The 27,000-nt window shown below is 48.0% G+C and carries 24 protein-coding genes and 1 tRNA gene; 14 read left to right on the forward strand and 11 right to left on the reverse strand.

Features of this window, described 5'->3' with window-relative positions:
• Positions 1-70: 70 nt before the first annotated feature.
• Positions 71-3,583, reverse strand: coding sequence for an isoleucine--tRNA ligase (gene ileS / locus G499_RS0117070; protein WP_027000939.1), 3,513 nt, complete (start codon positions 3,581-3,583; stop codon positions 71-73).
• A gap of 239 nt (positions 3,584-3,822) precedes the next feature.
• On the opposite strand from ileS, the gene G499_RS0117075 reads away from it, so the two are divergent.
• From G499_RS0117075 to G499_RS0117085, 3 genes are all read left to right on the forward strand, one after another.
• Positions 3,823-5,127, forward strand: a complete 1,305-nt coding sequence (locus tag G499_RS0117075; protein WP_027000940.1) for a flavin monoamine oxidase family protein — start codon at positions 3,823-3,825, stop codon at positions 5,125-5,127.
• 21 nt (positions 5,128-5,148) lie between these two features.
• A complete protein-coding gene (locus G499_RS0117080) occupies positions 5,149-5,865 on the forward strand; it encodes a LiaF domain-containing protein (RefSeq protein WP_027000941.1) in 717 nt (238 codons plus the stop codon).
• A gap of 142 nt (positions 5,866-6,007) precedes the next feature.
• Positions 6,008-6,409 (forward strand): hypothetical protein, encoded by a 402-nt coding sequence (locus G499_RS0117085; protein WP_027000942.1) that lies wholly within the window; start codon positions 6,008-6,010, stop codon positions 6,407-6,409.
• Positions 6,410-6,508: 99 nt separating this feature from the next.
• On the opposite strand, the gene G499_RS0117090 is transcribed toward G499_RS0117085, so the two are convergent.
• From G499_RS0117090 to G499_RS0117105, 4 genes are all read right to left on the reverse strand, one after another.
• Complete coding sequence (locus G499_RS0117090; protein WP_027000943.1) at positions 6,509-7,084, reverse strand: 50S ribosomal protein L25/general stress protein Ctc; 576 nt, start codon at positions 7,082-7,084, stop codon at positions 6,509-6,511.
• Between the two features lie 28 nt (positions 7,085-7,112).
• On the reverse strand, positions 7,113-8,042 hold the full coding sequence (locus tag G499_RS0117095) for a ribose-phosphate pyrophosphokinase (protein ID WP_027000944.1): 930 nt from the start codon (positions 8,040-8,042) through the stop codon (positions 7,113-7,115).
• A 159-nt stretch (positions 8,043-8,201) separates the two neighbouring features.
• Positions 8,202-8,273 (reverse strand) — tRNA-Gln (locus G499_RS0117100).
• Positions 8,274-8,425: 152 nt separating this feature from the next.
• Positions 8,426-9,826, reverse strand: a complete 1,401-nt coding sequence (locus G499_RS0117105) for an alanine/glycine:cation symporter family protein (protein WP_035727956.1) — start codon at positions 9,824-9,826, stop codon at positions 8,426-8,428.
• An 805-nt stretch (positions 9,827-10,631) separates the two neighbouring features.
• Between G499_RS0117105 and G499_RS0117110 the strand changes: the two genes are divergently transcribed.
• From G499_RS0117110 to G499_RS0117150, 8 genes are all read left to right on the forward strand, one after another.
• Entirely contained in the window at positions 10,632-11,051 is a 420-nt protein-coding gene (locus tag G499_RS0117110) for an efflux RND transporter periplasmic adaptor subunit (RefSeq protein ID WP_027000946.1), read from the forward strand.
• 7 nt (positions 11,052-11,058) lie between these two features.
• Entirely contained in the window at positions 11,059-11,859 is an 801-nt protein-coding gene (locus G499_RS0117115; RefSeq protein ID WP_027000947.1) for an efflux RND transporter permease subunit, read from the forward strand.
• Positions 11,860-12,025: 166 nt separating this feature from the next.
• Positions 12,026-12,664, forward strand: coding sequence for an efflux RND transporter permease subunit (locus tag G499_RS22440; protein ID WP_154658521.1), 639 nt, complete (start codon positions 12,026-12,028; stop codon positions 12,662-12,664).
• Positions 12,577-12,879, forward strand: a complete 303-nt coding sequence (locus G499_RS22445; protein WP_154658522.1) for an efflux RND transporter permease subunit — start codon at positions 12,577-12,579, stop codon at positions 12,877-12,879. The genes G499_RS22440 and G499_RS22445 overlap by 88 nt, the downstream gene beginning before the upstream one ends.
• A gap of 217 nt (positions 12,880-13,096) precedes the next feature.
• Positions 13,097-14,974 (forward strand): ABC-F family ATP-binding cassette domain-containing protein, encoded by a 1,878-nt coding sequence (locus G499_RS0117135; RefSeq protein WP_027000951.1) that lies wholly within the window; start codon positions 13,097-13,099, stop codon positions 14,972-14,974.
• 78 nt (positions 14,975-15,052) lie between these two features.
• The gene (gene recG, locus G499_RS0117140) at positions 15,053-17,143 is read left to right on the forward strand and encodes an ATP-dependent DNA helicase RecG (RefSeq protein ID WP_035727961.1); all 2,091 of its coding nucleotides are present in this window, start codon (positions 15,053-15,055) and stop codon (positions 17,141-17,143) included.
• A gap of 11 nt (positions 17,144-17,154) precedes the next feature.
• The gene (locus G499_RS0117145) at positions 17,155-18,417 is read left to right on the forward strand and encodes a THUMP-like domain-containing protein (RefSeq protein WP_051296361.1); all 1,263 of its coding nucleotides are present in this window, start codon (positions 17,155-17,157) and stop codon (positions 18,415-18,417) included.
• A 277-nt stretch (positions 18,418-18,694) separates the two neighbouring features.
• On the forward strand, positions 18,695-19,429 hold the full coding sequence (locus G499_RS0117150; RefSeq protein ID WP_035727963.1) for a glycosyltransferase family 2 protein: 735 nt from the start codon (positions 18,695-18,697) through the stop codon (positions 19,427-19,429).
• A gap of 152 nt (positions 19,430-19,581) precedes the next feature.
• Here G499_RS0117150 and G499_RS0117155 read toward each other — a convergent pair whose 3' ends face one another.
• Positions 19,582-20,469: a hypothetical protein gene (locus tag G499_RS0117155; protein WP_154658523.1), complete on the reverse strand. Its 888-nt coding sequence runs from the start codon at positions 20,467-20,469 to the stop codon at positions 19,582-19,584.
• Between the two features lie 308 nt (positions 20,470-20,777).
• On the opposite strand from G499_RS0117155, the gene G499_RS0117160 reads away from it, so the two are divergent.
• Positions 20,778-21,326: a SiaB family protein kinase gene (locus G499_RS0117160; protein ID WP_027000956.1), complete on the forward strand. Its 549-nt coding sequence runs from the start codon at positions 20,778-20,780 to the stop codon at positions 21,324-21,326.
• Positions 21,327-21,440: 114 nt separating this feature from the next.
• Here G499_RS0117160 and G499_RS0117165 read toward each other — a convergent pair whose 3' ends face one another.
• On the reverse strand, positions 21,441-21,815 hold the full coding sequence (locus G499_RS0117165) for a DUF3127 domain-containing protein (protein WP_027000957.1): 375 nt from the start codon (positions 21,813-21,815) through the stop codon (positions 21,441-21,443).
• 129 nt (positions 21,816-21,944) lie between these two features.
• Positions 21,945-22,658, reverse strand: coding sequence for a M48 family metallopeptidase (locus G499_RS0117170; RefSeq protein WP_154658524.1), 714 nt, complete (start codon positions 22,656-22,658; stop codon positions 21,945-21,947).
• A 164-nt stretch (positions 22,659-22,822) separates the two neighbouring features.
• Between G499_RS0117170 and G499_RS0117175 the strand changes: the two genes are divergently transcribed.
• The gene (locus G499_RS0117175; protein WP_027000959.1) at positions 22,823-23,458 is read left to right on the forward strand and encodes a rhomboid family intramembrane serine protease; all 636 of its coding nucleotides are present in this window, start codon (positions 22,823-22,825) and stop codon (positions 23,456-23,458) included.
• Between the two features lie 137 nt (positions 23,459-23,595).
• Here the strand turns inward: G499_RS0117175 and G499_RS20585 are convergent, their stop codons facing one another.
• From G499_RS20585 to G499_RS0117190, 3 genes are all read right to left on the reverse strand, one after another.
• Positions 23,596-24,534 carry a bestrophin family protein gene (locus G499_RS20585; RefSeq protein WP_051296363.1) on the reverse strand — a complete coding sequence of 313 codons (939 nt, stop codon included), beginning with the start codon at positions 24,532-24,534 and terminating at the stop codon, positions 23,596-23,598.
• 154 nt (positions 24,535-24,688) lie between these two features.
• The gene (locus G499_RS0117185) at positions 24,689-25,210 is read right to left on the reverse strand and encodes a 3'-5' exonuclease (protein WP_027000960.1); all 522 of its coding nucleotides are present in this window, start codon (positions 25,208-25,210) and stop codon (positions 24,689-24,691) included.
• Positions 25,211-25,231: 21 nt separating this feature from the next.
• Positions 25,232-25,651 carry a hypothetical protein gene (locus G499_RS0117190; RefSeq protein ID WP_027000961.1) on the reverse strand — a complete coding sequence of 140 codons (420 nt, stop codon included), beginning with the start codon at positions 25,649-25,651 and terminating at the stop codon, positions 25,232-25,234.
• A 149-nt stretch (positions 25,652-25,800) separates the two neighbouring features.
• Between G499_RS0117190 and hppD the strand changes: the two genes are divergently transcribed.
• Positions 25,801-26,895: a 4-hydroxyphenylpyruvate dioxygenase gene (gene hppD / locus G499_RS0117195; protein WP_027000962.1), complete on the forward strand. Its 1,095-nt coding sequence runs from the start codon at positions 25,801-25,803 to the stop codon at positions 26,893-26,895.
• The last annotated feature ends 105 nt before the right edge of the window (positions 26,896-27,000 follow it).

The raw sequence follows: 27,000 nt of genomic DNA on the forward strand, positions 1-27,000 counted from the left end.
AACTACCGAAACGATATGATTAAAAAAACTTTCCAAACCTCAGGGCTTGGAAAGTTCTAAAAATGGAGGGTTAGGCCTTTTGAATCAGGGCTTCGAGTACAAAGCCTTCCATCTCGATGGTGCGGCCTTGGCTGACTTGGGGCTGTAATACGAGCGAAAGCGCCTGTGTTTCTTCACAGATGTATTCTTTGAAGTTTTCGAAGGCCGCATCGTTAAACGCCTCTCCTTTTTGGAGTATGATTTGAATCTTGTCCTGTACTTCGAGCTGCATATCCTTACGGATATTTTGGATGCGGTTTACCAAGTCGCGGGCAATGCCTTCTTGTTGTAGCGCATCGGTCAATGTAGTATCGAGGGCAACGGTCAGACCGTTTTCAGACAAGACCGAAAGCCCCTGCACATCTTCAGAACTGATGATGACATCATCCAAGGTGAGTACAAAACCTTCTTTTTCGAGTTGGCCGGCTTGCTCCAGCGCCCGGATGTCATCCGTGCTAAATTGCTGAATAACAGCCGACACCTCTTTTACTTGGGCCTTAAACTTCTGCCCCAAGGTACGGAAGTTGGGTTTGACACTTTTGACCAAAATGTCCGAATCGTCGCTGATGCACTCAACTTGCTTCACATTGACCTCGCTCATAATCAAGTCAGCTACGGCCTCCACATATTGGCGGGTTTGGGCATCGAGCGTGGGTATCAGAATACGGCTCAGTGGCAGGCGCACACGCAGGTTGTCCTTCTTGCGTAGGGCGTGTGTGAGCGAAGAGATGCGCTGCGCGAGGGTCATTTTTTGCTCCAGTGCCGTATCGATGGCGGCGTTGTCGGCTTGCGGAAAGCGTGTGAGGTGGATAGAAGCTTCGGGCTCGCGTTGGCTGACCTCGTTGAGGTTTTGGTAGAGGCGCTCACTGAAGAAAGGCATTACCGGAGAAGCCAACTTGGCCACCGTCATCAAGCAATCGTAGAGGGTTTGGTAAGCAGCGATTTTATCTTCGTTGTACTCCCCTTTCCAGAAACGTTTGCGGTTGAGACGCACATACCAGTTGCTTAGGTCGTCGATGGTGAAGTCCTGAATGAGGCGTGCCGCCTTGGTAGGCTCATAATCTTCGTAAGCTTCGGCCACAGCAGCGGCCAAAGAATTGAGCTTGGAGATAATCCAGCGGTCGCTTTCGGGGCGTTTGGCCAAAGGCACAGGAGCCTCTTGGTAGCTGAAGTTGTCGAGGTTGGCATAAAGCGCAAAAAACGCATAGGTATTGCGCAAAGTGCCAAAAAACCGGCGCTGCACTTCTTCTATCTTTTCGGAGCGTTCTTCAATACCCTTGGCGCGTTCTTCGGCAGTAGTCCAGCTGAAGCGCAGGTTGTCCCAGGGGTTGGCATTGCTGACCATATACCAGCGCGTTGCATCGGCGCCGTACTTGTTGAGCACAAAGAATGGGTCTACGGCATTGCCCAAACGTTTAGACATTTTCTGTCCTTTGGCATCCAACACCAAGCCATTAGAGACTACATTTTTGAAAGCCACCGAATCAAAGAGCATTCCGGCGATGGCGTGCAGGGTAAAAAACCACCCACGGGTTTGGTCTACCCCCTCTGCAATAAAGTCAGCAGGATAAGCTTGTTGGAAGCGCTCCTGATTTTCGAACGGATAGTGCCATTGGGCATAAGGCATAGCACCCGAGTCAAACCAGACATCTATCAGGTCTAACTCGCGGAACATAGGCTTGCCCGACTCAGACACCAGTACCACACTATCGATATAGGGGCGGTGTAAGTCGGTAAGGCCTTTTGAAAAATCTTGATGTGTTTCCCAGGCTTGTAGCAGCTGCTTGACAATGTCCGGGTTTACTTGTTTTGAAGCCTTCACTTCGGGCAGGTCGTATACCTTGTACTCCACGACAGCGCGTCGGAGTTCGCGGTTTAGCTCCTCCACACTACCGATGGCCTTCTCCTCTGTGCCGTCTGTAGTGCGCCAGATGGGCAGCGGAATACCCCAGTAGCGTTGGCGTGATAGGTTCCAGTCTACTAGGTTTTCGAGCCAGTTGCCAAAACGGCCTTCACCGGTAGACTGCGGCTTCCAGTTGATGGTTTTGTTGAGTGCCACCAGCTTGTCCTTCATCGCAGTAGTACGGACAAACCAAGAGTCGAGCGGATAATACAAGATAGGCTTGTCGGTACGCCAACAGTGTGGGTAAGAGTGAACGTATTTTTCTACCTTAAAGGCCTTGTTTTGTTCTTTGAGCAAGATGGAGATTAGCACATCAGAGCTGTACTCGGGGGCTTCTCCTTCTTCATACTCTGCCTTCATATACTTGGGCAGGTCGTATTCGTGGGGGGCTTTGCCGTGTTTTTGGGCTATTTGGCGCAGGTCTGCGTTCATTCCGGCTACCAAAGGAGCCACAAAGCGCCCTTGTTTATCAACAAGAGGCACGTCGTTCCCTTGCTCATCTTTAATCATCACAGCAGGCACATTGTTTTGTTGGGCTACGCGGAAGTCGTCGGCGCCAAACACCGAAGCCGTATGCACCACACCCGTACCATCCTCGGTCGTTACGAAGTCGCCGGGAATCACTCGGAAGGCGTTTTTCTCCAAGTTTTCGTTGCTGATATAGGGCATCAGTTGTGTATAGCGGATGCCTACCAAGGCTTTGCCCTCAAAAGCCTCTCCTACTTGGTAAGGAATAAGTTTTTGACTGGGCTGGTAGTCGGTCAAGGCCAGCTCGGCAGCCTTGGCATTGAAATACGCACCCACACGGTCTTTGGCCAAGACCACTGACACAGGAGCGTGGGTGTAGGGGTTGAAAGTTTTGACCTTGACATAAGCAATCTTTTCGCCAATGGCCAAGGCACAGTTAGAGGGCAGTGTCCAGGGGGTGGTGGTCCAAGCCAATACAAACACCTCTTCGTCGGGGCTGTCGAACAGGAAGGCAGAGGCCTCATTACGACGAACAGCAAACTGCGCCGTGATAGACGTATCCGTTACATCGCGGTAGCAACCCGGCTGGTTCAGTTCGTGTGAGCTAAGCCCTGTACCTGCTTTGGGTGAGTAGGGCTGTACGGTATAGCCCTTGTAGAGCAAGCCTTTTTGGTGGAGCTTTTGGAGCAAATGCCAAACAGACTCGATATAGGTATTGTGATAGGTTACGTAGGGGTTGTCCATATCCACCCAATAGCCCATCTGCTCGGTCAGCGCACGCCACTCATCGGTGTATTTCATAACCGTTTCGCGGCAGCGTTGATTGTATTCGTCTACCGATACTTTGGTGCCAATGTCATCTTTGGTGATGCCGAGTTCTTTTTCTACTTGCAGCTCTACGGGTAGGCCGTGGGTATCCCACCCGGCCTTACGCTGTACTTGAAAACCTTGCAGGGTCTTGTAGCGGCAAAAAATATCCTTAATCGTTCGCGCCATTACGTGGTGAATGCCGGGCTTACCATTAGCCGAGGGAGGGCCTTCATAAAAGGTAAACTGAGGCTGCCCTTGGCGGCTGCTGATGCTTTGGTCAAAAATGTTGTTGGTTTGCCAAAACTGTAGGATTTCTTGCTCAAGACTTGGGTAGTCTGCTTCTTTTTCTCTGTACTTTTTCACTGCGGTTTATCTCTTTCGGGGAAAAATGGGTCAAGCACCCGATACACTAATGGTTTGAATGGGTACAAGCAGGGCAAAGTTACGTTTTTTTTCTATTTTTTTTGAGTAGGGCTTTTCTGAAATGCGCTGTCATTTTTTGGGTTCACAGTTGTGCATCGTATATTTGATTGTTATTGGCAAGACTATGTTGATATCAAGGGAGGTATCCCAAAATTTATTTGTGCTACAAACCTGAGAATATGAGTGAGACAAACAACTGGTATGGCGAAGTCCTTATCATAGGAGCCGGAGCTGCGGGCTTATCAGCAGCACATCTGCTGCATAATCAGGAGATTTCTTTTATGTTATTAGAAGCCTCTAACCGCGCCGGAGGGCGTATTTGGAGCATAGACGATGGCTTTGCCTCGTTTCCGCTGGAGATGGGCGCAGAGGAGATTCACGGCAGCCAGTCGATTTGGTATGAGTGTGTACGGCGAGCAGGCAAACACCTGTTGCGGCCTAGCGGTTGGGATTATTTCTACCTCAATGGCCGCTTAGACTCAGAGCGGCAATGGTATCAAGACCAAGACTTACAGTGGTTGGATGTGTTTTTTGCAGAGCTATATGACTATGAAGGCGCAGAAATCAACCTTATGCACTATATCCGTGAGCAAGAAGTACCCCCACATTTGCTGCCATTATTGGAGGCTTGGGTGGGCAACGAATACGGTACTTCTAACGAACGTATCGGGCTACGTAGCCTGATTGAAGCTGATAGGGCCTGGTTATCGGGCAATGGCAATTATGTTTTGCAAGAGGCTTCGTGTATGTCGGTGATAGATAAAGTTTTTGCCGAAGTAATGCCGAAAATTAAGTATGGACACGCGGTTAAACATATTGATTATTCTGGCGAGTTTGTACGCGTAACAGACCAAAACGGCAACCTATTTTTTGCTGACAAGCTGATCATTACAGTTCCATTGACAGTCTTGCAGCGCAATGATATTGTGTTTCATCCACCCCTACCCGAAACAACCCAAACCGCTATCCATAGCCTTCGGATGGATGCAGGTTTGAAGGTTATCCTCAAGTTTAGCGAGGCTTTTTGGCCTGCCAATATGCAATCACTTTATGGGGGTACTTTTGTGCCCGAATACTGGGTAACCAATCTTGGACGAAGCCAAGGGGAATATCTGCTTACGGCCTTTGTAAATGGCAAACCTGCAGAGCGTCTTTCTGAAATGCCACAAGCGGATGCCTTGGCTCTTATTTTGCAAGAATTGGGCACGCTGCTAGGAAGAGCCAACCCCAAAGACCTCTTGCTGGATTACCGCTGGGCTGATTGGAAAAAGGAGCCGTTTATCGGAGGAGCTTATTCATATCCATCGCCAAACGCCACACAATATCGACAAGCTTTGGCACAACCTATCAACAAAACATTGTACTTTGCCGGAGAAGCTACTCATACCGGAGGGCATTTTGCCACCGTACACGGAGCGATGGAAACGGCCTATGTCGCCGTCGAACGGCTTTTGAAAGATGTGGGCATGCTGCCTCAAATCTAACCCCCCGAAAACCTAGTATTTATGGCTACCACCTACGGACTACCCAAAAAGCGCGAAGAAGTCATCGAAGTGCTACAACAAGCTTTCAACAACCAAAATCTTGAAGAAGAAGAATATGAACGCCGGCTGAAAGAGGCCAACAGCGCCCGCTCGGTTGAAGACTTGACCTTGGTCGTGTTTGATTTCCCACATGACATCCGTAGAAAACTGTTCCCTGAAAGCCCTCTAGCCAGAACAGCAAATACCCCAACAGAGGCGCATTTGCCTCAAGTAATCGCACCGCAAGAAGATACAGCCCTGACAGTAATGGTTACTGATACTAGGCAGTTTGCTGTGCTCAATGAAGGGCCTATGCGCTTTACGGCCATTATGGCGACTCAAAAGCTCGACTTCAGGCAGGCAGAGGTGATTGACCAAGACATCCATATTTTGGTGCGTTGTTGGCTCAGTACGACTGTCATCGACTTACGCAATGAAGCACTCGATGGCCGTACACTGCACATCAACATACATGGCGCGTTGGGGGAGGTCAAGGTGATGCTGCCGCCGGGCATTACGGTCAACAGAGCGGTGAACGTAATAGGAGGGGATTATACCCTCAAAGACCACCGACGCAGCTGGATGTACCGTGTCTCGGATATACTACAACTAAATGCGACCCCGCCCCCTCAGCCCGCCCAACTGACTGTAAACATTACCGGAAGGTATTGGTTTGGCAGCGTAAGGCTGGTATATTGAGGGATGGTGCGATTGTTCTGGCTGATTTTGAACCAAAATAATTGCAGACATGTTTCGTTCTAAATATGTGGAGGGATTGCTTTAGGACAAGCTCCTTGGGCGAATACCCCCGTATTTTTTAACCAAAATAAAACCATTCAATATGCGACACAAGTTAGTTCAAACAGGTTTTTTGGCCTTATTATTCACCACACTATACAACCTACCAACACAAGCACAGATTTTGAATAAAATCCTGCCCACAACACTCCAAGTAACCGTATTGGATGATAAGGGTAAGATTTTGCCCAACACCATCGTCTATCTGTATGAGAATGAGACAGACTACGAAAACAAGAAAGCGACCATTACCCCACAAGTAGCCAACAAACGTGGGCGGGTGGAATTTTCGGGATTAGAATCGAAGATTTACTTCATTCGCGCCGAAAACGGAGCGCTCAACAACAGCCAAGGCGTATTCCAAACTCCGCCCCTGACGGAAGCCAAGCAAAACCAAATCAACATCATTGTCAAACAAGAAGAGGACAGCTTCCCAGGGTTTTAACCCCCCGATACCTTAGGTCTAGCACCAAGGATACTAAAAAAGCCACCCCGTAAGAGGTGGCTTTTAGTTGGTATATCACCGAAAAGCAGTGTAGCGCTATTATTGAGCGTTTGCGCCCATTTTGCCACGGAGTGCTCTTGGAATATCGATAGAAACTACGGGGTTAGACATATTGTCTAGGATTTCATAGCCTTCTACAGCAATCTCACGTACTTTGATAGACTTGCCCAGCTCTAATTCGCTGATGTCTACCTGTACAGTATCAGGCAATTGGGCAGGAAGTGCTTTTACGCGCATTTTACGCATTTTATACACCAACTTACCACCAGCTTGTACCCCTGGAGACACACCTACAGTCGTGATAGGCACGGCCATTTTCACAGGCTTGTCAGGGAAGATTTGTAAAAAGTCAACGTGTAGCATCACCTCACTTACTGGGTGAAATTGAGCTTCTTGCAATACACACTCATAGATATCGCCTTCGATATTGAGTGTAACAATACAAGCTTCGGGGGTGTACAACACCTCGCGGAACAAAATCATCGGAGAGTAGAAGTGTACCTGCTGCTCACCGCCGTATAGTACCCCTGGTACCAAACCTTCGTTGCGCAAGCGCTTGGCTTCTGCCTTACCGAGATTTGCTCTTTTATACCCTATAATCTCTACTTTTTTCATAAGTTTTAAAAGATAAGTGAATTGTGAATTAATGAATAAATAAAGAACTGATAGACTCGTGTTGGTGTATGCGGCGGATAGCCGTTGCAAAAAGCTCCCCAACACTGAGCTGATGTATTTTTTCTGACTGGGTCTTGAGTGGAATGGTATCCGAAACGACCAACCTAGTCAGTACAGAGTTTTCAATATTTTCGACTGCCTTGCCCGAAAGCAGTGGGTGTGTACAGATAGCCTGTACAGATTTTGCCCCCTTCTCCATAATGATTTCGGCAGCGCGGCAGAGTGTTCCGCCAGTGTCGATGATATCATCCACCAAAACCACATTGGCACTTTCCACATTGCCTATCACCTGCATAGAGGCTATTTCGTTGGCGCGCTTGCGGTGTTTGTCACACACGACCATATCGGCACGGAAGTATTTGGCATAGCTACGGGCGCGCCCCACACCGCCTACGTCAGGAGCGGCAAATACGAGATTCTCAAGGTTTTGCTGCTCGATATAAGGAATAAAGATGGCTGACCCGTCGAGATGATCTACCGGAAAATCGAAAAAACCTTGGATTTGGCCTGCGTGTAGGTCGCAAGTCATCAGGCGGCTTGCTCCAGCAGCCGAGAACAAATTGGCCACCAGCTTGGCAGCAATGGCGACGCGGGGCTTGTCTTTGCGGTCTTGGCGAGCATAGCCAAAATAAGGCACCACAATCACGATACTGGCCGCAGAGGCACGCTTGGCTGCATCTATCATCAGGAGGAGCTCCATCAGGTTATCTGCCGGAGGGAAAGTAGACTGAATCAAAAAAATCTCACATCCTCGAACTGATTCGTCGAAAATGGGAGACATTTCGCCATCGTTGAAGCGCTGTACAGTCAGCTCGCCTAAAGGCTTGCCATAAGCAGCAGCTATTTTTTCGGCCAAGTAGCGGGAGTTTGTCCCAGAGAAGATTTTTACGGCAGACATGGGGCAGGGTATTTTTACTATCAGAGAATCGAAACTAGCCGCAAAGATACAAGGAATTATCTGCCTGACGAAACCATCACCTCGCTTATTCTAGCCTTTTTCAAAAGAGGGCTGATAGATAAAAAAACTAACAACACTCGCAAGTATTGTTAGTTTTTGTTGCCCGACTAGGACTCGAACCTAGACTGACTGAACCAAAATCAGCTGTCCTGCCAATTAGACGATCGGGCATCCTGAAAGCGACTTCAAAGTGGTTTGTTGTCGTTTGGGAATGCAAATATGCAGGTCTTTTTTTTATATTCCAAACAGTGTGTAAATATTTTTCAAAGTTTTTTTTAACTAACTAATTGTCAGTAACTTATTTTTATTATTGGGGACAAAATCTAGCGATGTCTCAGCTCTTGCCGTCTCAATTTATCAAAATATACTTGGCTAGCCTGCCGGACTTTGGGAGCCAATATCAGGGCTGATACCATGGTGGGGATGGCCATCAGGGCATACATAAGATCAATAAAACTCAGCACTCCTTCGATGGAGCCCACAGCGCCCAAGATGATGGTGGCGATATAAAAATAGTTGTAGCGCTGCTTGTAGCGTGCTCCTATCAAAAAAGACAAACATTTGACACCATAATAAGAATAGGAGAAGAGTGTGGTGATAGAAAAGACCATCGCACACAAGAGCAAGAGCCAGCTACCAAGGTCGGGAATGGCTTGGTCAAAGGCCTGAGCTGTCAGACTGATACCATTGGCTCCTTTTTGTTGCCACACACCCGTAACCAAAATAGCCAAGGCAGTCATCGTACAGACAATGAGGGTATCAATCACTGGGCCGAGCATGGCCACCAGGCCCTCACGCACGGGCTCCGAGGTTTTGGCTGCTCCATGCATCATAGGCGCAGTACCGATACCAGCTTCGTTGGAAAAGGCCGCTCGCCTTACACCAGTACGAATGACCTCACCCACAGCCCCGCCCAGCACTGCCTGACCAGTGAAGGCATCGTGGAAAATCAGGGCAAAACAGGCCGGTACTTGTGCCCAGTGTGTTATCAGGATGTATACCACAGTCAGGACATAGAGCAGTACCATCATTGGCACGAGTCGCTCGGCTTGGCGTGCTATGACCTTGATACCTCCAAAAATCACTCCCGACACCAGTATAACCAAGGCCAAACCAGTGAGCAAATCACTATAAAAATGAGACTCGGCATTACTCAGACCCTGTGGAATCAGCACCATATCGCGCAGCACTTGTGTAAACTGGTTGGCCTGAAACATAGGGGTAGCCCCAAACAGGCCTGCAATGGCAAAAAACACGGCCAGTGGCCTCCATTGTTGCCCCAAACCTTCGGTGATGACATACATCGGCCCGCCTTCGGGTTGGCCTTGGGTATCACGCCCACGGTACATGACGGCCAGCGTACAGGTAAAAAACTTGGTGGCCATCCCAATGAAGGCGCTGACCCACATCCAGAACAGCGCTCCCGGCCCTCCGGTAGTAATGGCTACAGCTACCCCGCTGATATTGCCCATTCCGACGGTGGCCGCTAGGGCTGCGGAGAGTGCCTGAAAATGACTAATCTCGCCCGGATCGTCGGGGTTGTCATATTTGCCCCGCAAAATAGCAACTCCGTGCCAGAAGTACCGAAAAGGCGAAAACCGAGCATAAAACATAAAAAAAATACCCCCACCAAGCAACAAAGCCAAAATAGGGACATTCCAAATAAAAGCGCTAGCATCAATGATGAATCGTTCTAGGGCTATCGGTTTTTGAGTATCTGCCATACTGTTTGTCTCAACGAATAAAACCGCAAGATACAAGAAAAAAGATAGGACGTGCAAGTGCCAACATAGTTTGAATCGCAGATTTCAAAAATTGCCAGTGGTGTATGAAAGATTCATACTATGCTGTTACAATAACGAGATTAGGTTGTAGAAAAAGCACCTACTTAATCCAAAGTTGGCAATAACCTTCTAGTGTGGCTTCGCTATTGCTTACATTTATAAGATTGTTTGACAGTATAAAAAGTAGTATACTACTGGTGTATTCTAAAAATTAGCCTCAGGCTCAAAATATTATTTTGTTTTTAATTTTTAAACACAGTCTGTATCAACCAAACTGATAAATTGAATTTATTAATAATTTGTTAACATTGAAAACTTGGATATATCGTGAGTGCGGGTGTTTTTGTTGGATAATTTAATTATTTATTATATAAAATAAAATTAAAATTTAAAAAAAGTACTATTATCTTAATTTACCTTATTTTTACTGGTATTCCTATCCGCTCCTGCCCGTAATGAAGCACTGATTACCATCATCACTGACGATGACCACGTGATTGTGATATCTGGAGACTGCGGCTCTGGAGCTTGTGCTGGAAATGGCAGTTGTGTCATTTTCGATGGAAAACGCATACAATAAGAAAGCACATTAAGCCACCCATTATCTTGGCTAAACATAGCGTTAGCCAAGGTTTTCGTTCCAATTAATGTCTGTATGAAAACAACACATACTTTCATATTCCTGTTGGTCTTAGGGCTGGCAGCTTGTCAGTCTTCATAAGAGGGCGGCCAAAAACAACCTGAGATGGACTTGGGCAAGTTCCAAAAAGTGGCGGAAGTGAGTTTGGACTTGGATGAGGAGAGCGCCTATAATCCACATATTGCGAGTACTTTATTGACTCCCGAACGGGAGTTATTAAAAGTGTATGTGCGCAACGGCCAAAAGGTGGGTGCAGGGCAAGTACTGGCCGAGCTGGATAAGTCCGAATGGCAATTGGCACTGCAAACAGCAGAGAATGACTTGGCCTTGACTAGGGAAGAGTATATCAAAGAAGTGATTGACTATGGCGGAGATTTGAGTCAAGCCAATGCGGGCATAGACCCCGTGCTGCATGAGCGCATCAGGGTGCGCAAAGGACTGAAGGGGGTAGAACTCAAAGTACAACAGGCACAAATGCAGCTCGACTGGGCTACAGCGCCGCAGTGTTTTAATAACCCCCGATGAAGCCCGGATGCAGGCACTGGGCATTACCGATGAGCTATTGGCACAAACCATCACCCAAAACAACCAAGAGCTGGGCACTATTTCGGTCAAGGACGGGCAGTATCGTTATTTTATGAAGCTGACCGCCCAAATACGCAACAGCGAAGATGTACGCAATATCAGCTTCATTACCCCCGGTGGTCAGGTGTTGCCTTTGTATCAGTTTGCCCAAGTATATGATACCGTTGCACGGGCGCAAGGGCTGCACCTCTTCAACCACCAAGAGGCTGTGGCCATTACCATCCACAAACAAGCGCAGGCCCAAATGCCTGTGCTGATGCAAGCATTGGAGGAGGCCGTTGTGCAGTTCGAGAAAGACTACCCCCAAGTGGCTTTCCAACTGACTCAAAATCAGTCGTCCTTGTTACAGGCCGCCATTGGCAACCTCCAAAGTGATTTGCTCTTTGGGGGATGCTTTGCGTTTTTGGTGTTGTTTCTGTTTATGGGCAATTACAAAGCGCCTTTTTTGATAGGGGTGATTCTACCCACCTCCTTGGTGATGAGTTTTTTGATTTTCTATGTGTTTGGGATTGCCATCAATATCATCTCCTTGTCGGGCTTGGCACTGGGCTTGGGGATGACCATAGACAATGCCATCATTATTTTTGACAACATCGCCAAAAAACGGCAAGAAGGGCTCGATTTGTTGGATAGCTGTGTGGAGGGCACGGCAGAGATGATACCCCCGCTGGTGAGCTCTTCGCTCACTACCTTGGCCGTTTGTTGGCGCTGTTGGCCGGGCTGTCTGTCAACTTGGCCTTGTGCCTAGGGGTAGTGTACTTGTTGGGCATTCAGATTCACCTGTATTCTTTGTCCGGGCTGACCATCTCTTTTGGCCTAGTGCTGGACAATGCCATTGTCATGCTCGACCACTTGAGGCGCAAGGGAGACCGCCGGATTCTGCTTGCCTTGATTGGAGCTACCTTCAGCTGGCTTTGCGCAGCAAACCCATCGGCCACAGCCTGTATACTCTTTATCAACAAGAGTGGACTCCGGTGCTGATGAAATCCCGCCATGCGGAAGCGTTTTCGACCTTCCAACTATCCGACGCACAGCTCTCTTTTACTCCCGAGCAAGCGCTCAAAATGAGCCAAGTCAGCACACTCCAATTTGAAAAAACAAGCAGCGCCCTATACAAAGAAAATCGCCAATATCTCCGTGTAATCGGCTTTGAGTACTATGGTAGCGACCGGTTTGGCAAAAAATACCTACAAGAAGTCCTAGAAGGCTTCCGTGGTGAGCTTCCCATTGGCTACAGTGCCGAAGCCGTAGAGCTGCGCTTTGGCGAAGCAGCCAAAGCCAAACGCCGCTATAGCCTGCTTTTGGTGATGTTGGTGGGCATCTTTTTGGTGTGTAGTATTTTGTTTGAAAACCTGCGGCAGCCCTTGATGATCATCTTTACTATCCCCTTATCATTCATCGGCCTTTTTTTGATTTTTGCCTGGGGGAGTTCTACTTCGACCAAGGAGGCTATGCCGCCTTCATTATGCTTGGTGGATTGGTGGTCAATGCCGCTATTTTCATCCTCAACGATTTCAACAACAACCCCCAAAAGCCGCACAAGCGTCGCGTAGTGAAGGCTGTTTGGTACAAAGCTACTCCCATCTTGATGACTACCCTCTCCACCATCTTGGGGCTTCTTCCTTTTCTGACCGAAGGTGATCAAGAGGTGTTCTGGTTTTCATTGGCCATAGGAGCCATCGGCGGGTTGTTATTTTCGCTCATTGGGGTGTTTGTAGTGTTGCCGGTGTGGATGCTAGATAATAACATTGTGTCTGCCAAGCGGTAAAGAGGGTGTGTTTATCAAGTGGAATCAAAATTAGTTTTGAAGGCTGAGGGACTAGTAACTCTTGAACGTCAGTAAAACCAAATAGGCAAATCCTTCAATCAAATAAATCTTGATGTATTTTCGGTATGGCTTCAAAAGGCAGCCTGTCAGCCACTCACTCTAAGGTAAACTTGGCCAAAAATTGCTAATTTTGCCCCTACATCGATTATCATTTCTTATGAATCTCCTCTCCGTTGATAGTATCAGCAAAGCCTTTGGCCTGCGGGTTCTCTTCGAAAACCTTTCTTTTGGCATCCAACAAGGCCAAAAAGTAGCCCTTGTAGCGCCCAATGGCGCGGGCAAGTCTACCATGCTCAAAATCATCACCCAACAAGAACCGCCCGACAGCGGAGAGGTAGCCTTTCGACAGGGGGTGCGGGTGGGGTTTTTGCCCCAAAACCCTGATTTTAGCGCCTATGAAACCGTAGAAGAGGCGGTGTTTGCCTCCCAAAATCCGGCAGTAGCCGCCATCCTCCTATACCGTCGTTGTCTTGAAGGGCAGGCCGACTCGGCGCAGATGCAACAAGCCTTAGAGCAGATGGATACCCACAAGGCTTGGGACTACGAAACCAAGATCCAACAGATTCTTTCGGAGCTTAAAGTAGGCAATCTCCAACAGGCTGTCTCTTCGCTTTCTGGAGGACAGGAAAAGCGTGTGGCCTTGGCCAAAATTTTGATTGACGAACCCGACCTACTCATCCTTGATGAGCCTACCAACCACCTCGACCTCGATATGATTGCCTGGCTCGAAGAATACCTCTCTCAAAAACGCCTCAGCTTGCTGATGGTTACCCACGACCGCTATTTTTTGGAGAATGTGTGTAATGAAATTCTGGAGCTGGCCGATGGAACACTCTACCGGCACTTGGGCAACTACTCGTACTTCTTGGAACAAAAAGAAATCCGTGAAACCCAGCAAGCCACTGAAGTAACCAAGGCGCGCAACCTGATGCGTAAAGAACTGGACTGGATTCGCCGCCAGCCCAAAGCCCGAGGTACCAAGGCCAAGTATAGGGTAGAGGCATTTGAGGGTATCAAAGAAAAAGCTTCCCAAAATACTGCGACCCAACAGCTGCAGGTCGATTCACAGATGAGCCGCTTGGGCAAAAAAATTCTGGAATTCGAGAAAGTCTCCAAACGCTTTGGCGACATCATCATCACCCAAGACTTTGATTATGTCTTCAAACGCAAGGAACGGGTAGGTATTGTCGGCCATAACGGTGTGGGTAAGTCTTCTTTCTTACAGATGTTGACCGGCCAGCTTGCCCCCGATAGCGGGCAGATTACCAAGGGTGAAACGGTCGTTTTTGGCTACTACACCCAAGGTGGGCTCCAACTCCCCGAAGACAAGCGGGTGCTGGAGGTGATTCAAGATATTGCCGAAAAAATCGAACTGGGGGGGGGACAAACCGCCTCGCCTACCCAGCTCCTAGAGCAGTTTATGTTCGACAAAGACCGCCGCTATGCCTATGTCAGCACCTTGAGCGGGGGCGAAAAGCGCCGTTTATACCTCCTGACAGTCTTGCTTCAAAAGCCTAATTTCCTCATCCTTGATGAGCCTACCAATGATCTTGACTTGCTGACACTCAATGTTTTGGAAGAGTTTTTGGCTAATTTTGAAGGTTGTCTGCTCGTGGTTACCCACGATCGTTATTTCCTCGATAAGCTCGCCGACCACTTGCTAATCTTCGAAGGCCAAGGTGTTATCCGCGACTACAACGGGCAGTATAGCGACTACCGCGCCGAGCTAGCCATCGAAAAGGCAGAAGCCCAAAAGCCCAGCCCTAAAACGCCCGTCGAAACCCCCAAACCTGCCCACCCAGTGGCGGCGGCTCCTGCCAAGAAAAAGCTAAGCTTCAAAGAACAACGCGAATATGAAGCCCTAGAGGCCGAGATTGCTGAGCTAGAAGCCCAAAAGGAGGCCCTGACCGCAGAGATGAGTGGAGACCAACAAGACCACGAAGCCCTACAACAACTAGCCGAAAAACTCGAAAAACTCATCCAAACCATCGACGAAAAAACCGACCGCTGGCTGACCTTGGCCGAATCTGCATAGCACAAAAGCGATATACGTCTTTTTTTGTGTGGGAAATAGGTTTTTTTGTGTATTTTTAACCTACTCAAACCATTGCTGATGAGTGTACTGGATACCAAAATAGAGTTTGCCAAAGGGGTAGGGACTAAACGCGCTGACTTGCTCAAAACTGAGCTGAACCTTCACACCTTTAGGGATGTGTTGGAATATTATCCCTTTCGGCACGAAGACCGCACCGAGTTACACAAAGCCAAAAACCTACTCGAATCGATGACGGTGGCGCAGCTAAAAGGCAAAATTCTATACACCAGCCTAGTAGGCGAAGGAGCCAAGCAGCGCCTAGTCGCTACCTTTTCGGATGGTACAGGCGAGGTAGACTTGGTATGGTTTCACGGCATCAATGGCATCCAAAAATTTATCAAAAGCCAAACCGAGTACCTCATCTATGGGCAGCCGCAGTTTTTTAATGGCAAGTTCAGCTTCATACACCCCGAAATGGAGCTGTACCAAGAAGAGGGGAGCAGCATTGGACTGCTCTACCCAGTCTATAATACTACCGAAAAGCTCAAACGCAGCTATGTAAACAGCAAAGCGCTGAGCAAAGTAGTGCAGGCTGTGTTGGAAAAATGCGTTACCCAATTGCCTGAAACCCTTTCGGATGAGCTGCGGGCGGAGTTTGAACTGCTCCCCCGCCCCGATGCTGTCCGTTGTATACACTTCCCACCTAATGTGGGGATGCTGGCCAAGGCCAAAAAACGCCTCAAGTTTGAAGAGTTGTTTTTTATTCAACTACAACTTGTCCGCCAAAAACGTCTCAAGCAGCAAACCTTCCACGGTATGGTATGTAGGGACACCAAGCTCTTCACCGATTTTTTTGAAAATCATCTTCCTTTTGAGCTTACCGATGCACAAAAGCGTGTACTCAAGGAGATTTACACCGACATGGCCTCTGGCAAACAGATGAACCGCCTGCTACAAGGGGATGTAGGCAGCGGCAAAACCATTGTCGCCTTTATGGCCATGCTCATCGCCGTGGGCAATGGCGCACAGGCCTGCTTGATGGCTCCTACCGAAATCTTGGCCGACCAACACTACCGCTCTCTAGAGCCGCTGGCTACTGCTATGGGCTTGCAGATAGACTTGCTCACCGGCTCTACCCGTACCAGAGTACGGCGTGTGATGCACCAACGCCTCGAAAACGGCAATCTACACCTGCTTGTAGGCACTCACGCCTTGCTCGAAGACAAGGTACAGTTTGAGAATCTCGGCCTTTGCATTATCGACGAGCAACACCGCTTTGGGGTAGAGCAACGCAGCCGCCTCTGGACTAAGAACGAGCAACACTATCCGCATATCTTGGTCATGACGGCCACACCCATTCCCCGTACCCTAGCCATGACACTCTACGGCGACCTCGATGTGTCGGTCATTGACCAGCTGCCCGCCGGGCGCAAACCCATCGTCACGGCTCACCGCTATGATGCCCACCGCCTGCGGGTGTTTGGTTTTATCAAAGAGCAAATCGCCGCCGGAAGGCAGGCCTATATCGTTTATCCGCTGATTGAGGAGTCAGAAAAACTGGACTACAAAAACCTCATGGATGGCTACGAGAGTGTGTGCCGCGCTTTTCCCGGAATGGGTATCAGTATCGTACACGGGCAAATGGGCGCTCCTGAGAAAGAATACGAAATGCAACGCTTTGTAAAAGGCGAAACCAAGATTATGGTGGCTACCACGGTGATAGAAGTCGGTGTAAACGTGCCCAATGCTTCTGTGATGGTCATTGAAAATGCCGAACGCTTTGGCCTAGCCCAGCTTCACCAGCTCAGAGGCCGGGTAGGGCGGGGTGCAGAGCAGTCTTATTGTATCCTGATGACCAAGGACAAGCTCAGCCAAGATGGCAAAATCCGTATCGATACCATGGTACGCACCACCAACGGCTTTGAGATTGCCGATGTAGACCTACAACTGCGCGGCCCCGGCGACCTGATGGGCAAGCAACAAAGCGGTACGGTAGACCTTATCATCGCCGACCTCGCCCAAGATGGTGAATTGCTCCAACAAGCCCGCACAGCAGCGATTGCCTTGCTCGAACACGATCCGCAGCTACAGCGTCCGCAAAACGCCCCCATTCGTAATCAACTCAATGAGTTAGCCCGCCACAAAAGCTTCTGGAGCCGAATTAGCTAAGTCCCGTTTCTATGGATATGGATGCCCTACTCACTGCCGAGGTGCAGGCCTTGTGCCAACAATACCTCAACGAAGACCCGGCGCAGCTAATGCTCAAAAAGCCCCCGGTAGCGCCTGCGCTATGGAAGGCTGTCGTAAAACAGATACAAGCCCGCCAAAAAGTCAAACACAAACTACCCGACTGGTATGCGCATCCGCAGGTAATCTATCCGGCGGCGCTTTCCTCTGAGCAGGCTTCTTCGCAAGCGACCGCCTCACTCAAGCTCAATTTGTTGACACACAGCAGCAGCCCAATATTGGTGGATAAACAAACTACCGCCGCAGACTTGACGGGAGGCTTGGGGGTAGATACTTGGCATTGGGCCTCTGCTTTCCAGACGGTACATTATGTAGAGCAGATGGCTGATATTGCGGTCTGTGCTCAACACAATTTTAGGGTGTTTCACAAAAACAACATCCAAGTACACGCACAAACTGCCGAGGATTTTCTGGCTCAATATGAGGGAATGCTGGATTTTTGCTACCTCGACCCTGCCCGCCGCAATCAAACTGCGCGAAAGGTTTTCCGCTGGCAAGACTGCCAGCCCGACCTTGTCGAGCTGCTGCCTTTGTTGTTACAAAAAAGCCGCCTGACATTGGTCAAAGCTTCGCCCATACTGGATATAACACAAGCAACTGCTTCGCTTATACAAGCAGGGGCACACATAAGGGCGGTGTGGGTCGTCAGCCTGATGAATGAAGTCAAAGAACTACTGATTGCCTTTGGTGCATCTCCGGCAGAGCAACCCTGGGAAATCACCTGTGTAGACCTCTACGACGATGGTAGCACCCGCCACCAATATCAGTTTGATCCACTGGCAGAGCCTGATATTGCCGTAAACTACAGCGAGCCAAAAACATATATTTTTGAACCCATGCCGGCTATCTTGAAAGCAGGAGCGTTCAAATCTGTGGCCAATGCGTGGGGATTGACCAAGCTCCACCCCAACAGCCATCTCTATACGGCAGATACGTTTGAATTCAGAAGCGGATTCCCCGGGCGTATTTTTACCCTTGAGGCAGTAACCAAATATCAAAAAAAGTCAGTCAGAGCCTTCCTCTCAGACGACAAAGCGCATATCGCCACCCGAAACTTCCCCGATACGGCTGTGAAGGTAAGGCAAAAGTTAGGGCTACGCGATGGAGGAGCATACTATCTCTTTGCTACCACACTACTCGACAAACAACCTGCAATCTTGATTTGCAAGAAATCACCCGCCTTTGAGGATGATTGATGAACTTGTCGGTGTGTGAAAGCCCAACTTTACGAAGTTATTCCTATTTTTGCAGCGCTTTTTCGCTGCTATACTCCCTGAAAATTATACCTAATCAGTATTGGTTTGAGAAATGTGTGTGTTGGAAGTACTTGATAATCAAGAAGATAAAATCCTGTGCATTCTCAAATCAGCTGAATCTTGGTATCGTTTGGGAAATGGGTGTTCGAGAAGTTATTGAGCATCAAAAGAGTCAAATCAAGTAACCCTTGGCATATATTTTTCAAAAAGCCTTCTGATGAAAGAAATTCAAATTCGCAAGCTCTCCATAGTCATTCCGGCCTACAACGAAGCTCGCACCATTCACCTCATTCTTGACAAAATCAAGGCTGTTGAGTTAACAGGAAATATCGAAAAAGAGCTGATCATTGTCAATGATTGTTCAACCGACGCTACCGCCACCGCCATAGCCCAATACCAAGAGGCCAACCCAATGCTCCCCATTACCTATGTGGAGCACGAGCGAAACAAGGGCAAAGGCGCAGCGTTGCATACAGGCATTGCCCACGCTACCGGAGAGTATATCATCATCCAAGATGCTGACCTTGAGTACGACCCCCGAGAGTATAACGACTTGCTCAAGCCTATTCTGGAGGGCTTTGCAGATGTGGTATATGGCTCTCGCTTTATGGGTGGTAACCCCCACCGCGTGTTGTTTTTCTGGCATACAATCGGCAATAAATTCTTGACCTTCTTGTCCAATTTTTTTACCGATCTCAACCTGACTGATATGGAGACTTGCTACAAGCTCTTCCGTGCAGACTTGGTGCAGGGGCTGCGCTTGCGCGAAAAACGTTTTGGTTTTGAGCCAGAGGTAACCGCCAAGATTGCCCGTGTCAAAGGGGTGCGTATTTACGAAGTCGGTATCTCATACTATGGGCGTACCTATGCCGAAGGCAAAAAAATCAACTGGCGCGACGGCTTCCGGGCTATCTACTGTATCTTGAAGTACAACATTTGGGCTAGGCGCTAAGGCCGTCCGCCCCCCACAATACAAAACCGCAGGTAAACCCTAGGGCTTATCTGCGGTTTTTATATCTGTGGTCTCAGGGCTCAGATGTATGTATACCCAATCAAAAATCGAGAAATTTACCCACTGAAAACCCTTGTGAATCTTGGTATACTTTAACCTACCAAGCCACTTCGAATTTGTTTTACCTTAGCTGTAATCTGCTTGATGGTCTCATCATTGATGACCAAATCACCTTCATTGTTTTTGATGCGCTCTTCTATATCAAGCTTGGCATAGGATTCTTTCAACTCCTTGAGGTCTGCCAAAAGCTTTTGTACCGTTGCGTCTTGTTCTCCCAAAGACTCCAATACATCAATAAGGTTGGCCAAAGGCTCGTCTTGCTTGATAATCAGTCGGACAATGGGAATCAAAATCTGGTCGCGTACATCGGCAGGCAAGATGTCTTTGGGATAATTGTCTACCAAGGCAGTAGCGATATACAAGCCCTCGATGAAGCTGCCGGCAAAGATATAAGACGAGATGTTGTTGCGCTCATTGTCTTTGAGGTATTCATCGGCTGACTTGATAGACTCGTCGATAATGGTCGCTAGAGAGTCTTTGTTGTCAAGGTTTTGCTTGAATCGCTCGATAGTGCTAGCCTCAAATACATTAGACAAGCCTAGCTTGTCGCTCAATGTCTTGACAGCATTCATATAGTCTAGCGCATCTTGTACCTTCTCATACACAGATACATACCCAATATCAGCGGCGTAGATTCCCAAATTGAGCGCAGCTATAGTATTAGTAGTTTTGTATTTGTCTACATTTTCGGCTTTATTGGGTATTTTGGCATTGAAATCAGCCCCAGTAGCTTCTAAGAGGTAGGGTATTTCGGTAGGCTTGGGAACTTCATTGAGGATTTTCTTCAAGTTTTCAGTAACGGCCTCTGTGCTGCTGCTATCAGTGTTTTGGGCATTGTTGCTGTTGCTGCCACCGCAGGCCCAGACACCACAAGCCAGCAAGGCAAAGGCAATAGGAGTTATTAATTTCTTGACCATCATTGTGGTTTGGTTTGTGTGATAAATGATTTTGTTTGCCCAACAAACATAAAAATAAAGCAGCAATCATACGAAAAACCAAAGGATTATTTTTGAGGCCATGGGCAAAAGCATATCTTTTTTAGCCTGCTTACGTATCACCTAACGTGGATTGGCAGTTTTGTTGCTAAAAGTTTGTTATCAACAAAATATTTTGTATTTTGGAACAACCAAACCCGTGCGTTCCCTGTACAAAGTAACACTTCTTCCCGAGCAGGTTTCCGTTACGCCCTCGATTAGTCCCTAATTATTACCCCCAAACCCTCGTCATTATGGAGCGAAAAGCTGAATTTAATTTCTTCGAATATCATAGCCAAATCAGCCAAGACAATGTAATGCTATCTTACAAAGGTCCCTTGACTGATGTGTTGCTCTCTCAATTTATCCGTGATATTCGAGACAAGCTGCAAGACGATCCCCGCGTAGGCAAAAAAGTTTTTGCTGTGTTTATGGAGTTAGCCCAAAACGTATTGTATTATTCCAAAGAAGTCAATCATTTTGGTGAACGCAACAAAGTAGGCACTTTGGTGATTGTGAATGAAGAAGACCGCTACCGAGTGGTAACAGGCAACCTTATTTACAAAAAAGATGTCTCCTCATTGGTAGAAAAGTGTCAAGTAATCAACTCTCTTGACCGCGAATCGCTGCGCGAGTACAAGCGTAAGCTACGCAACGCCCCCACAGAAAGTGAGAGTAAAGGAGCCGGCATTGGGCTAGTACAAGCTGCGTTGACTTCTGACAATCCGCTGGAGTTTCAGGTGCGTGAGCTAGAAAATGAATATGCTTTCTATGTGCTGTTTGTCAATATCGAAAAGTTATAAATCCTTTTAGATGCGAGGTGATACCTGCGAGGCTTCTACTGAGAGCTTGGCAGGTTTTTTTTAGTGTCAAAATAAAACCACGTCAGGCAGTGCAGACGTGGTCTTGTAGGAGAGTTAGAAGGGCAAATCGTCTTCGCCAGAGGGCGGCGGCGGGGGGGGTGGTGTGCTACCACTTTGCGGGCTAGGGCGGCTTTGGTCAAAGCTACCACCACCATCATTGAGGGTTTCCATGCGCCAAGCCTTGATATCGGTATACCAACGCCCGTTGTATTCTCTTGATTCGATATTGATAGCTACATTCAGCTCTGTTCCTTCGGCCATATCATTGAGCATGTCTATCTTATCACCCCAAACCGAAATACACACTTTTTTGGGATAAGTATCAAAGGTCTCAATGATGAAGTCTCGTTTGCGCCAAGCGCCGTTGCGGCCTTCTCCTGTTTGCTCGGGAAGTTTTTGCAATAATTTTCCGCTAATTTCTAAGCTCATAATTATTTTTGATTTGGTTTCATGGCCAATGTATGGGAAAAGTATCCTGTCATTTGTTTGGCCTTGATTGTCAGCCTGATTTTGTGAGTATTTAGCAAAGGTACATTTTTTTTGGGCTTGTTTCAAACGCTAAAGATTATGCCCATAAGTTTGCAACCAGGCGGTGGCTTGCTCATAGTCAGGGTCTAAAGCCGCCACACGCACCCAAAATCTCGGGCTGTGGTCCATAATTTCGGTATGGGCTAGCTCATGAAGGATGACATAATCCAACACAAAAGCCGGTGCCTTGATGAGCTTCCAATTGAAGCTTAAGTTGCCCAAGCTGGAGCACGTGCCCCACTTGGTGCGTTGGCTTCGGATAAACACTTTCTTGTAGCGGAAGCCGTGTTTTTGAGCCAATTCGGCCACCCTTGGCAAGATAAAAGCCTTGGCCTGAGCCTTATACCAAGCCTCTTGGAGCAAGGGCTGGCTAAGGTCTAGCGAGGTAATCAGCGTGGGGGGCTGTTGTTGCCACTGCCAAGTACCCGGCAGCAGTTCTGGTTGGTATTGCCAAGCGATGGGCTGCCCTTGCCAGAGCAGCTGGTCAGGAGCTAAGAGAATCGCATCTTTGCGTTGGCGGAAGTTGCCGATGTGTTTGTCTATCCAAGCTTGTTTTCGGCGCAATAAGGCCTGAATGTCTGTTTTGGTATAATGTAGCGGCACAGTAATCTTGACACGCTCGTGAATATCAACGTGAATGCGCGCATACTTGACCTGCTTCTTCTGGATAGTATAGTTTTGGGGGTATTCTTGTGCCATAGCAAAAATAAATCGACCGACCGGACGCTTTGAATAGGCTTGCAAACTTACGTAAATTTTAAAAATTGAGTGGGATTTTTCCCAAACGCCACATTACCTACGAGGTCTTGGCGTTATGGAGTGTAATAGTTGCGCAAAAATCCTTATTTTTGACCCTACTAGAAAGTCTTCTTTCCCCAGCATCTTGCCCATCTTATCCCCTTGTTTGTATGAATAACTCTCTTTCCATTACTGTTGTCATTACGCTTCTGACAGCCGTTACTAGTGTATATGCCTTTTCTAATCCGGAGCTGCAAGCCCGCTGGATGATGAATCCGTTTGCGGTATCGAGGCGTAAGGAGTATTATCGGATGCTTTCGTCAGGGTTGATTCATCAAGACTGGATGCACCTACTCTTCAACATGCTCGCCTTTTATTTGTTTGGAGAACGGGTAGAGTATCTTTATAAAATGATTTTTGGCCCACAGTTGGGGGGATTGGCCTTTTTGGGTTTGTATGTGTTGGGCGTGGTGATTTCTGACTTGCCTACTTATTTCAAATACCGTGATTACCCACACTACAACAGCCTAGGTGCGTCGGGTGGGGTATCGGCAGTAGTTTTTGCCAGTATTTTGTTTACCCCTACACAACCCATCTGTTTGTATGCAATATTGTGTTTGCCTGGGTTTGTGTTTGCAGTATTGTATATCTTGTATTCGGTACAGATGTCGCGCCAAGGTGGCGACAACATCAACCACGATGCCCACCTTTATGGGGCTATTTTTGGGGCTGTTTTTACAATTGTCCTCTATCCGCCAGTGGTTTTGATGTTTATTCGGGCTTTGGCCGAATGGCGAATTTTTTAGTTTTTGTGTTACTCCATCGGGCGTTATCAGAAAAATAGCCCCAGCCGCGAAGCAGCCACATAGGTAAGCTCCGGTTTCGGGGGGCAACAAATCGTTTTTGGAATCAGGCTTAGGCTTGTTCTACAATGAGCTAGTATTTAGCCTTGGCCGTTGACATAAGCGGCGGCTGTTTCTGCTTCGGGCGAAGTCTCTCTCAAGGGGACTTGTAGGGCTTCGTATACGTTGTTGTAGACTGTATTGCAGATTGTTTCTACCGGCAAATCGTTGACATCTGTTCCAAAAGGGTCTTCTATTTCTTCGCCAATCATCCGCAAGCCCATCAAGGCATAATACACAAAGCAACTGACGGGGATAGTCCAGTAGTCTAGCTCATCCAACAAAATCAAGGGCAGTGTAAACAAGTAGAGGTGCAAGAATTGGTATAGGTGTACACCATAGGCAATGGGCATTGGCGTGCGTTGTACACGCTCACAGCCCGAGAGCGCTTCGGTAAAGGCCGTCAGGTGGTTGTCTACACTGACAAAATGCCCGGCGGCTGTGCCCTCCTCTTGGTGTAGTTGGTGTAGGCGTGCATACAAAAGCCCGACGATGGCATTGGGGATATGCTTCATTTTGGCCAAATGCGCTCGCTCGTGGTCTGTCAACAAAGGGTAATAGTCTATCTTGGTGATATTGCGGAGATGGTTTTTGAGGGCGAAGCCATAGGCGGCAATCAGGCGGGCTACAGCCTGCCGGTCTTCCGGTTTTTGTACCAAGGCATTGGCCTTGATGGCTAGCGCTCGGGCATTGCTGACAAACAACCCCAGCAGCTTGCGCCCTTCCCACCAGCGGTCATAGGCGGTATTGGTTCTGAATACCAACAACAAGCCCAAGACTAGCCCTAGGATAGAGTGTGCTGTATTATTGATTTTGGTGGTCTGGAAATAGGTCTCATATGTAAAGGTAACAATCACACTATATACCAACATCACCAACATTCCGGAGCGCATGTTGTAGAGGGTATTAAAGTTGAGTAGGTAACCGATGATGCGTTCCACTTGTTCGCGGATAGGTCTTTTGGCGATGGAGTTAGGCATAGTTTTGGGTTTTGGTAAGTATAGGCATAGAAAAAATAGCCGCCTAGGGGTGTCTTAGGCTTTTAACGTGAAAGCCAAAGTAGGGGTTTTGTTTGCCCTACAAATCAAAAGAGCCTGCCTTGCTTGAGCGGATTCAATAGGGGCAGGCAATTGATTATGACAAGTTGATGCGTAGGTTGAGTGTGTCTTGAAGCTCCAAGAGCACCTCTGCGTTGCCTAGGGCATCGTCTAGGGCATTGTGTGTGTGTGCGCGTTTGCGGAGGTGTTTGAAATTACTGAAAACGCTGCCCATCAGTCCTTTATAGATACTGCCAAGGTTGCTAGAGCTATGGCCGAAGGGGTTTCGTTCTAAGAATTTATGAAAATACCAACATACAAACATCCAGTCGAAGCCGTTGTTGTCAGAGATAAAATGCGGCCTGCCTTCGCTAACTTCCAAGACCCATTGCTCGAAGCGGTTCATCACGGCCTTGGGGTCCTCGAAGGCTAGCGTTTGCTCTCTTGTAAAGCCTGTAACCGCCAGCGCTTGGGGGACAGAGCGGGCCGAAATGGGTCGCAGCTCGGCATAGAACGTTTTGTCAAGCGTAGGTGTAACCAAAACTGCTCCCAGAGCAATCATAGAATACTCTCCGGGGATGGGGCCATCGGCCTCAATATCGACCATAATGTAGCTCATAACAACAGGGTTGAGAGGCTATCAGCCTTGCCAAACAATATCAGTTTTTTTCCCCTCTTGGGTGATGAGCAACAGGCGTGGCGGGCCGGCTAGCCAGAGCAAACGGCCTGCTTGGCCGCCCCTCACCTCTACCAACAAGCCTTGTTGGGCGGTTTCGGGCAAATATTCAGCTTTGCCTCCCTTTGTTTTTTTGGCCAATACATATTTTTGCCCTACATAAGCCAGCGGAGAGAGCACATCGCTCTCAGGGCAGTATTGGTCGTGTACCTCTTGTAAGATGGCCTCAAGAGGAGCTTCATAGGCTTCGAGAAAGTCGTCTTCCAAATCGTGTAACGCTTCTTCTAGGTCGTCGTACTTTGCGTCGCTATAATCCATTTGGCTCAGTGCCATTCTCTTTTCGATGAGCTGCGTCAGGGCAGTATCTAGTGCTTTAATGTCCATAGTACTTGTAAGTAGTTGTGAGGCTGATGAGGCAAAGATGCTACATAGACTTGTAAAACTGCAACTTTTTGCCTCAAATTCACTATCTTCGCAATAATTTAGCAATTTAAGCAATTTCATCAACTCTCTTATCAGAACCGAGCCAAATTATGGAACAACAAGACTTTATGCCGCTTATCGGTACAGACCACATTGAGTTTTATGTGGGCAATGCCAAGCAGTCGGCCTATTACTATCAAGTCGCTTTCGGCTACAAGGTAGTGGCTTATCAAGGTTTGGAAACAGGCAAAAAAGACAGCTGCTCATATGTATTGGAGCAGGGCAAAGTGCGCTTGGTACTGACTACTGCGCTGCGCTCTGATAGCGATATTGCCCGGCACGTCAGCAAGCACGGCGACGGGGTAAAGGTGCTGGCCTTAGAGGTGGCCGATGCTGCACAAGCCTACCAAGAGGCCATCAAGCGTGGAGCCAAAAGCGCCCTTGAGCCACATACCTTGCGCGATGAGCACGGCGAGGTGGTGGTAGCCGGCATCTATACCTATGGCGAAACGATTCATAAGTTTGTAGAACGCAAAAACTATCGTGGCGCTTTTATGCCTGGTTTTGCCCCAAAATCTTGGCTCAATGTTACCCCGATAGGCTTTAAACACGTAGATCACTGCGTGGGCAATGTGGAGCTTGGCCAGATGAACGACTGGGTGAAGTATTACCAAGAGGTGATGGGCTTTAATTTGTTGGTTACTTTTGACGATAAGGACATCTCTACCGAATATACTGCCCTAATGTCGAAGGTGGTTTCTAATGGCAATGGCTATGTCAAATTCCCTATCAATGAGCCTGCCAACGGGCGTAAAAAATCGCAGATAGAAGAGTATCTAGAGTTTTATGAAGGTGCTGGAGTACAGCATATTGCCATTGCTACAGACGATATTGTCCATACTGTAACCGAACTGCGCAATCGTGGTGTGGAGTTTTTGTATGTACCCGAAACATATTACGATGATCTCTTTGAGCGGGTAGGCAATATTGACGAAGACCTTGAGCCACTCAAGAAGCTCAATATTCTCGTAGACCGCGACGACGAAGGCTACCTCCTCCAGATCTTTACCAAGCCCGTAGAAGACCGCCCTACGGTATTCTATGAAATCATTCAGCGCAAAGGAGCCAAGTCGTTTGGCAAAGGCAACTTCAAAGCCCTATTTGAAGCCATTGAGCGCGAGCAAGAGCTGCGCGGTACGCTCTAAGTCCTTAAACTTTGCTCCTGTAGGGAGCAACACTTAACTTGTACCAAGATTGACAAGATTTGGGGATTTATAGGATTTGATTTTCTGGATTCTCAACACACACAT

Origin of the sequence: Eisenibacter elegans DSM 3317, from assembly GCF_000430505.1 — a bacterium.
GTDB classification, from domain to species: domain Bacteria; phylum Bacteroidota; class Bacteroidia; order Cytophagales; family Microscillaceae; genus Eisenibacter; species Eisenibacter elegans.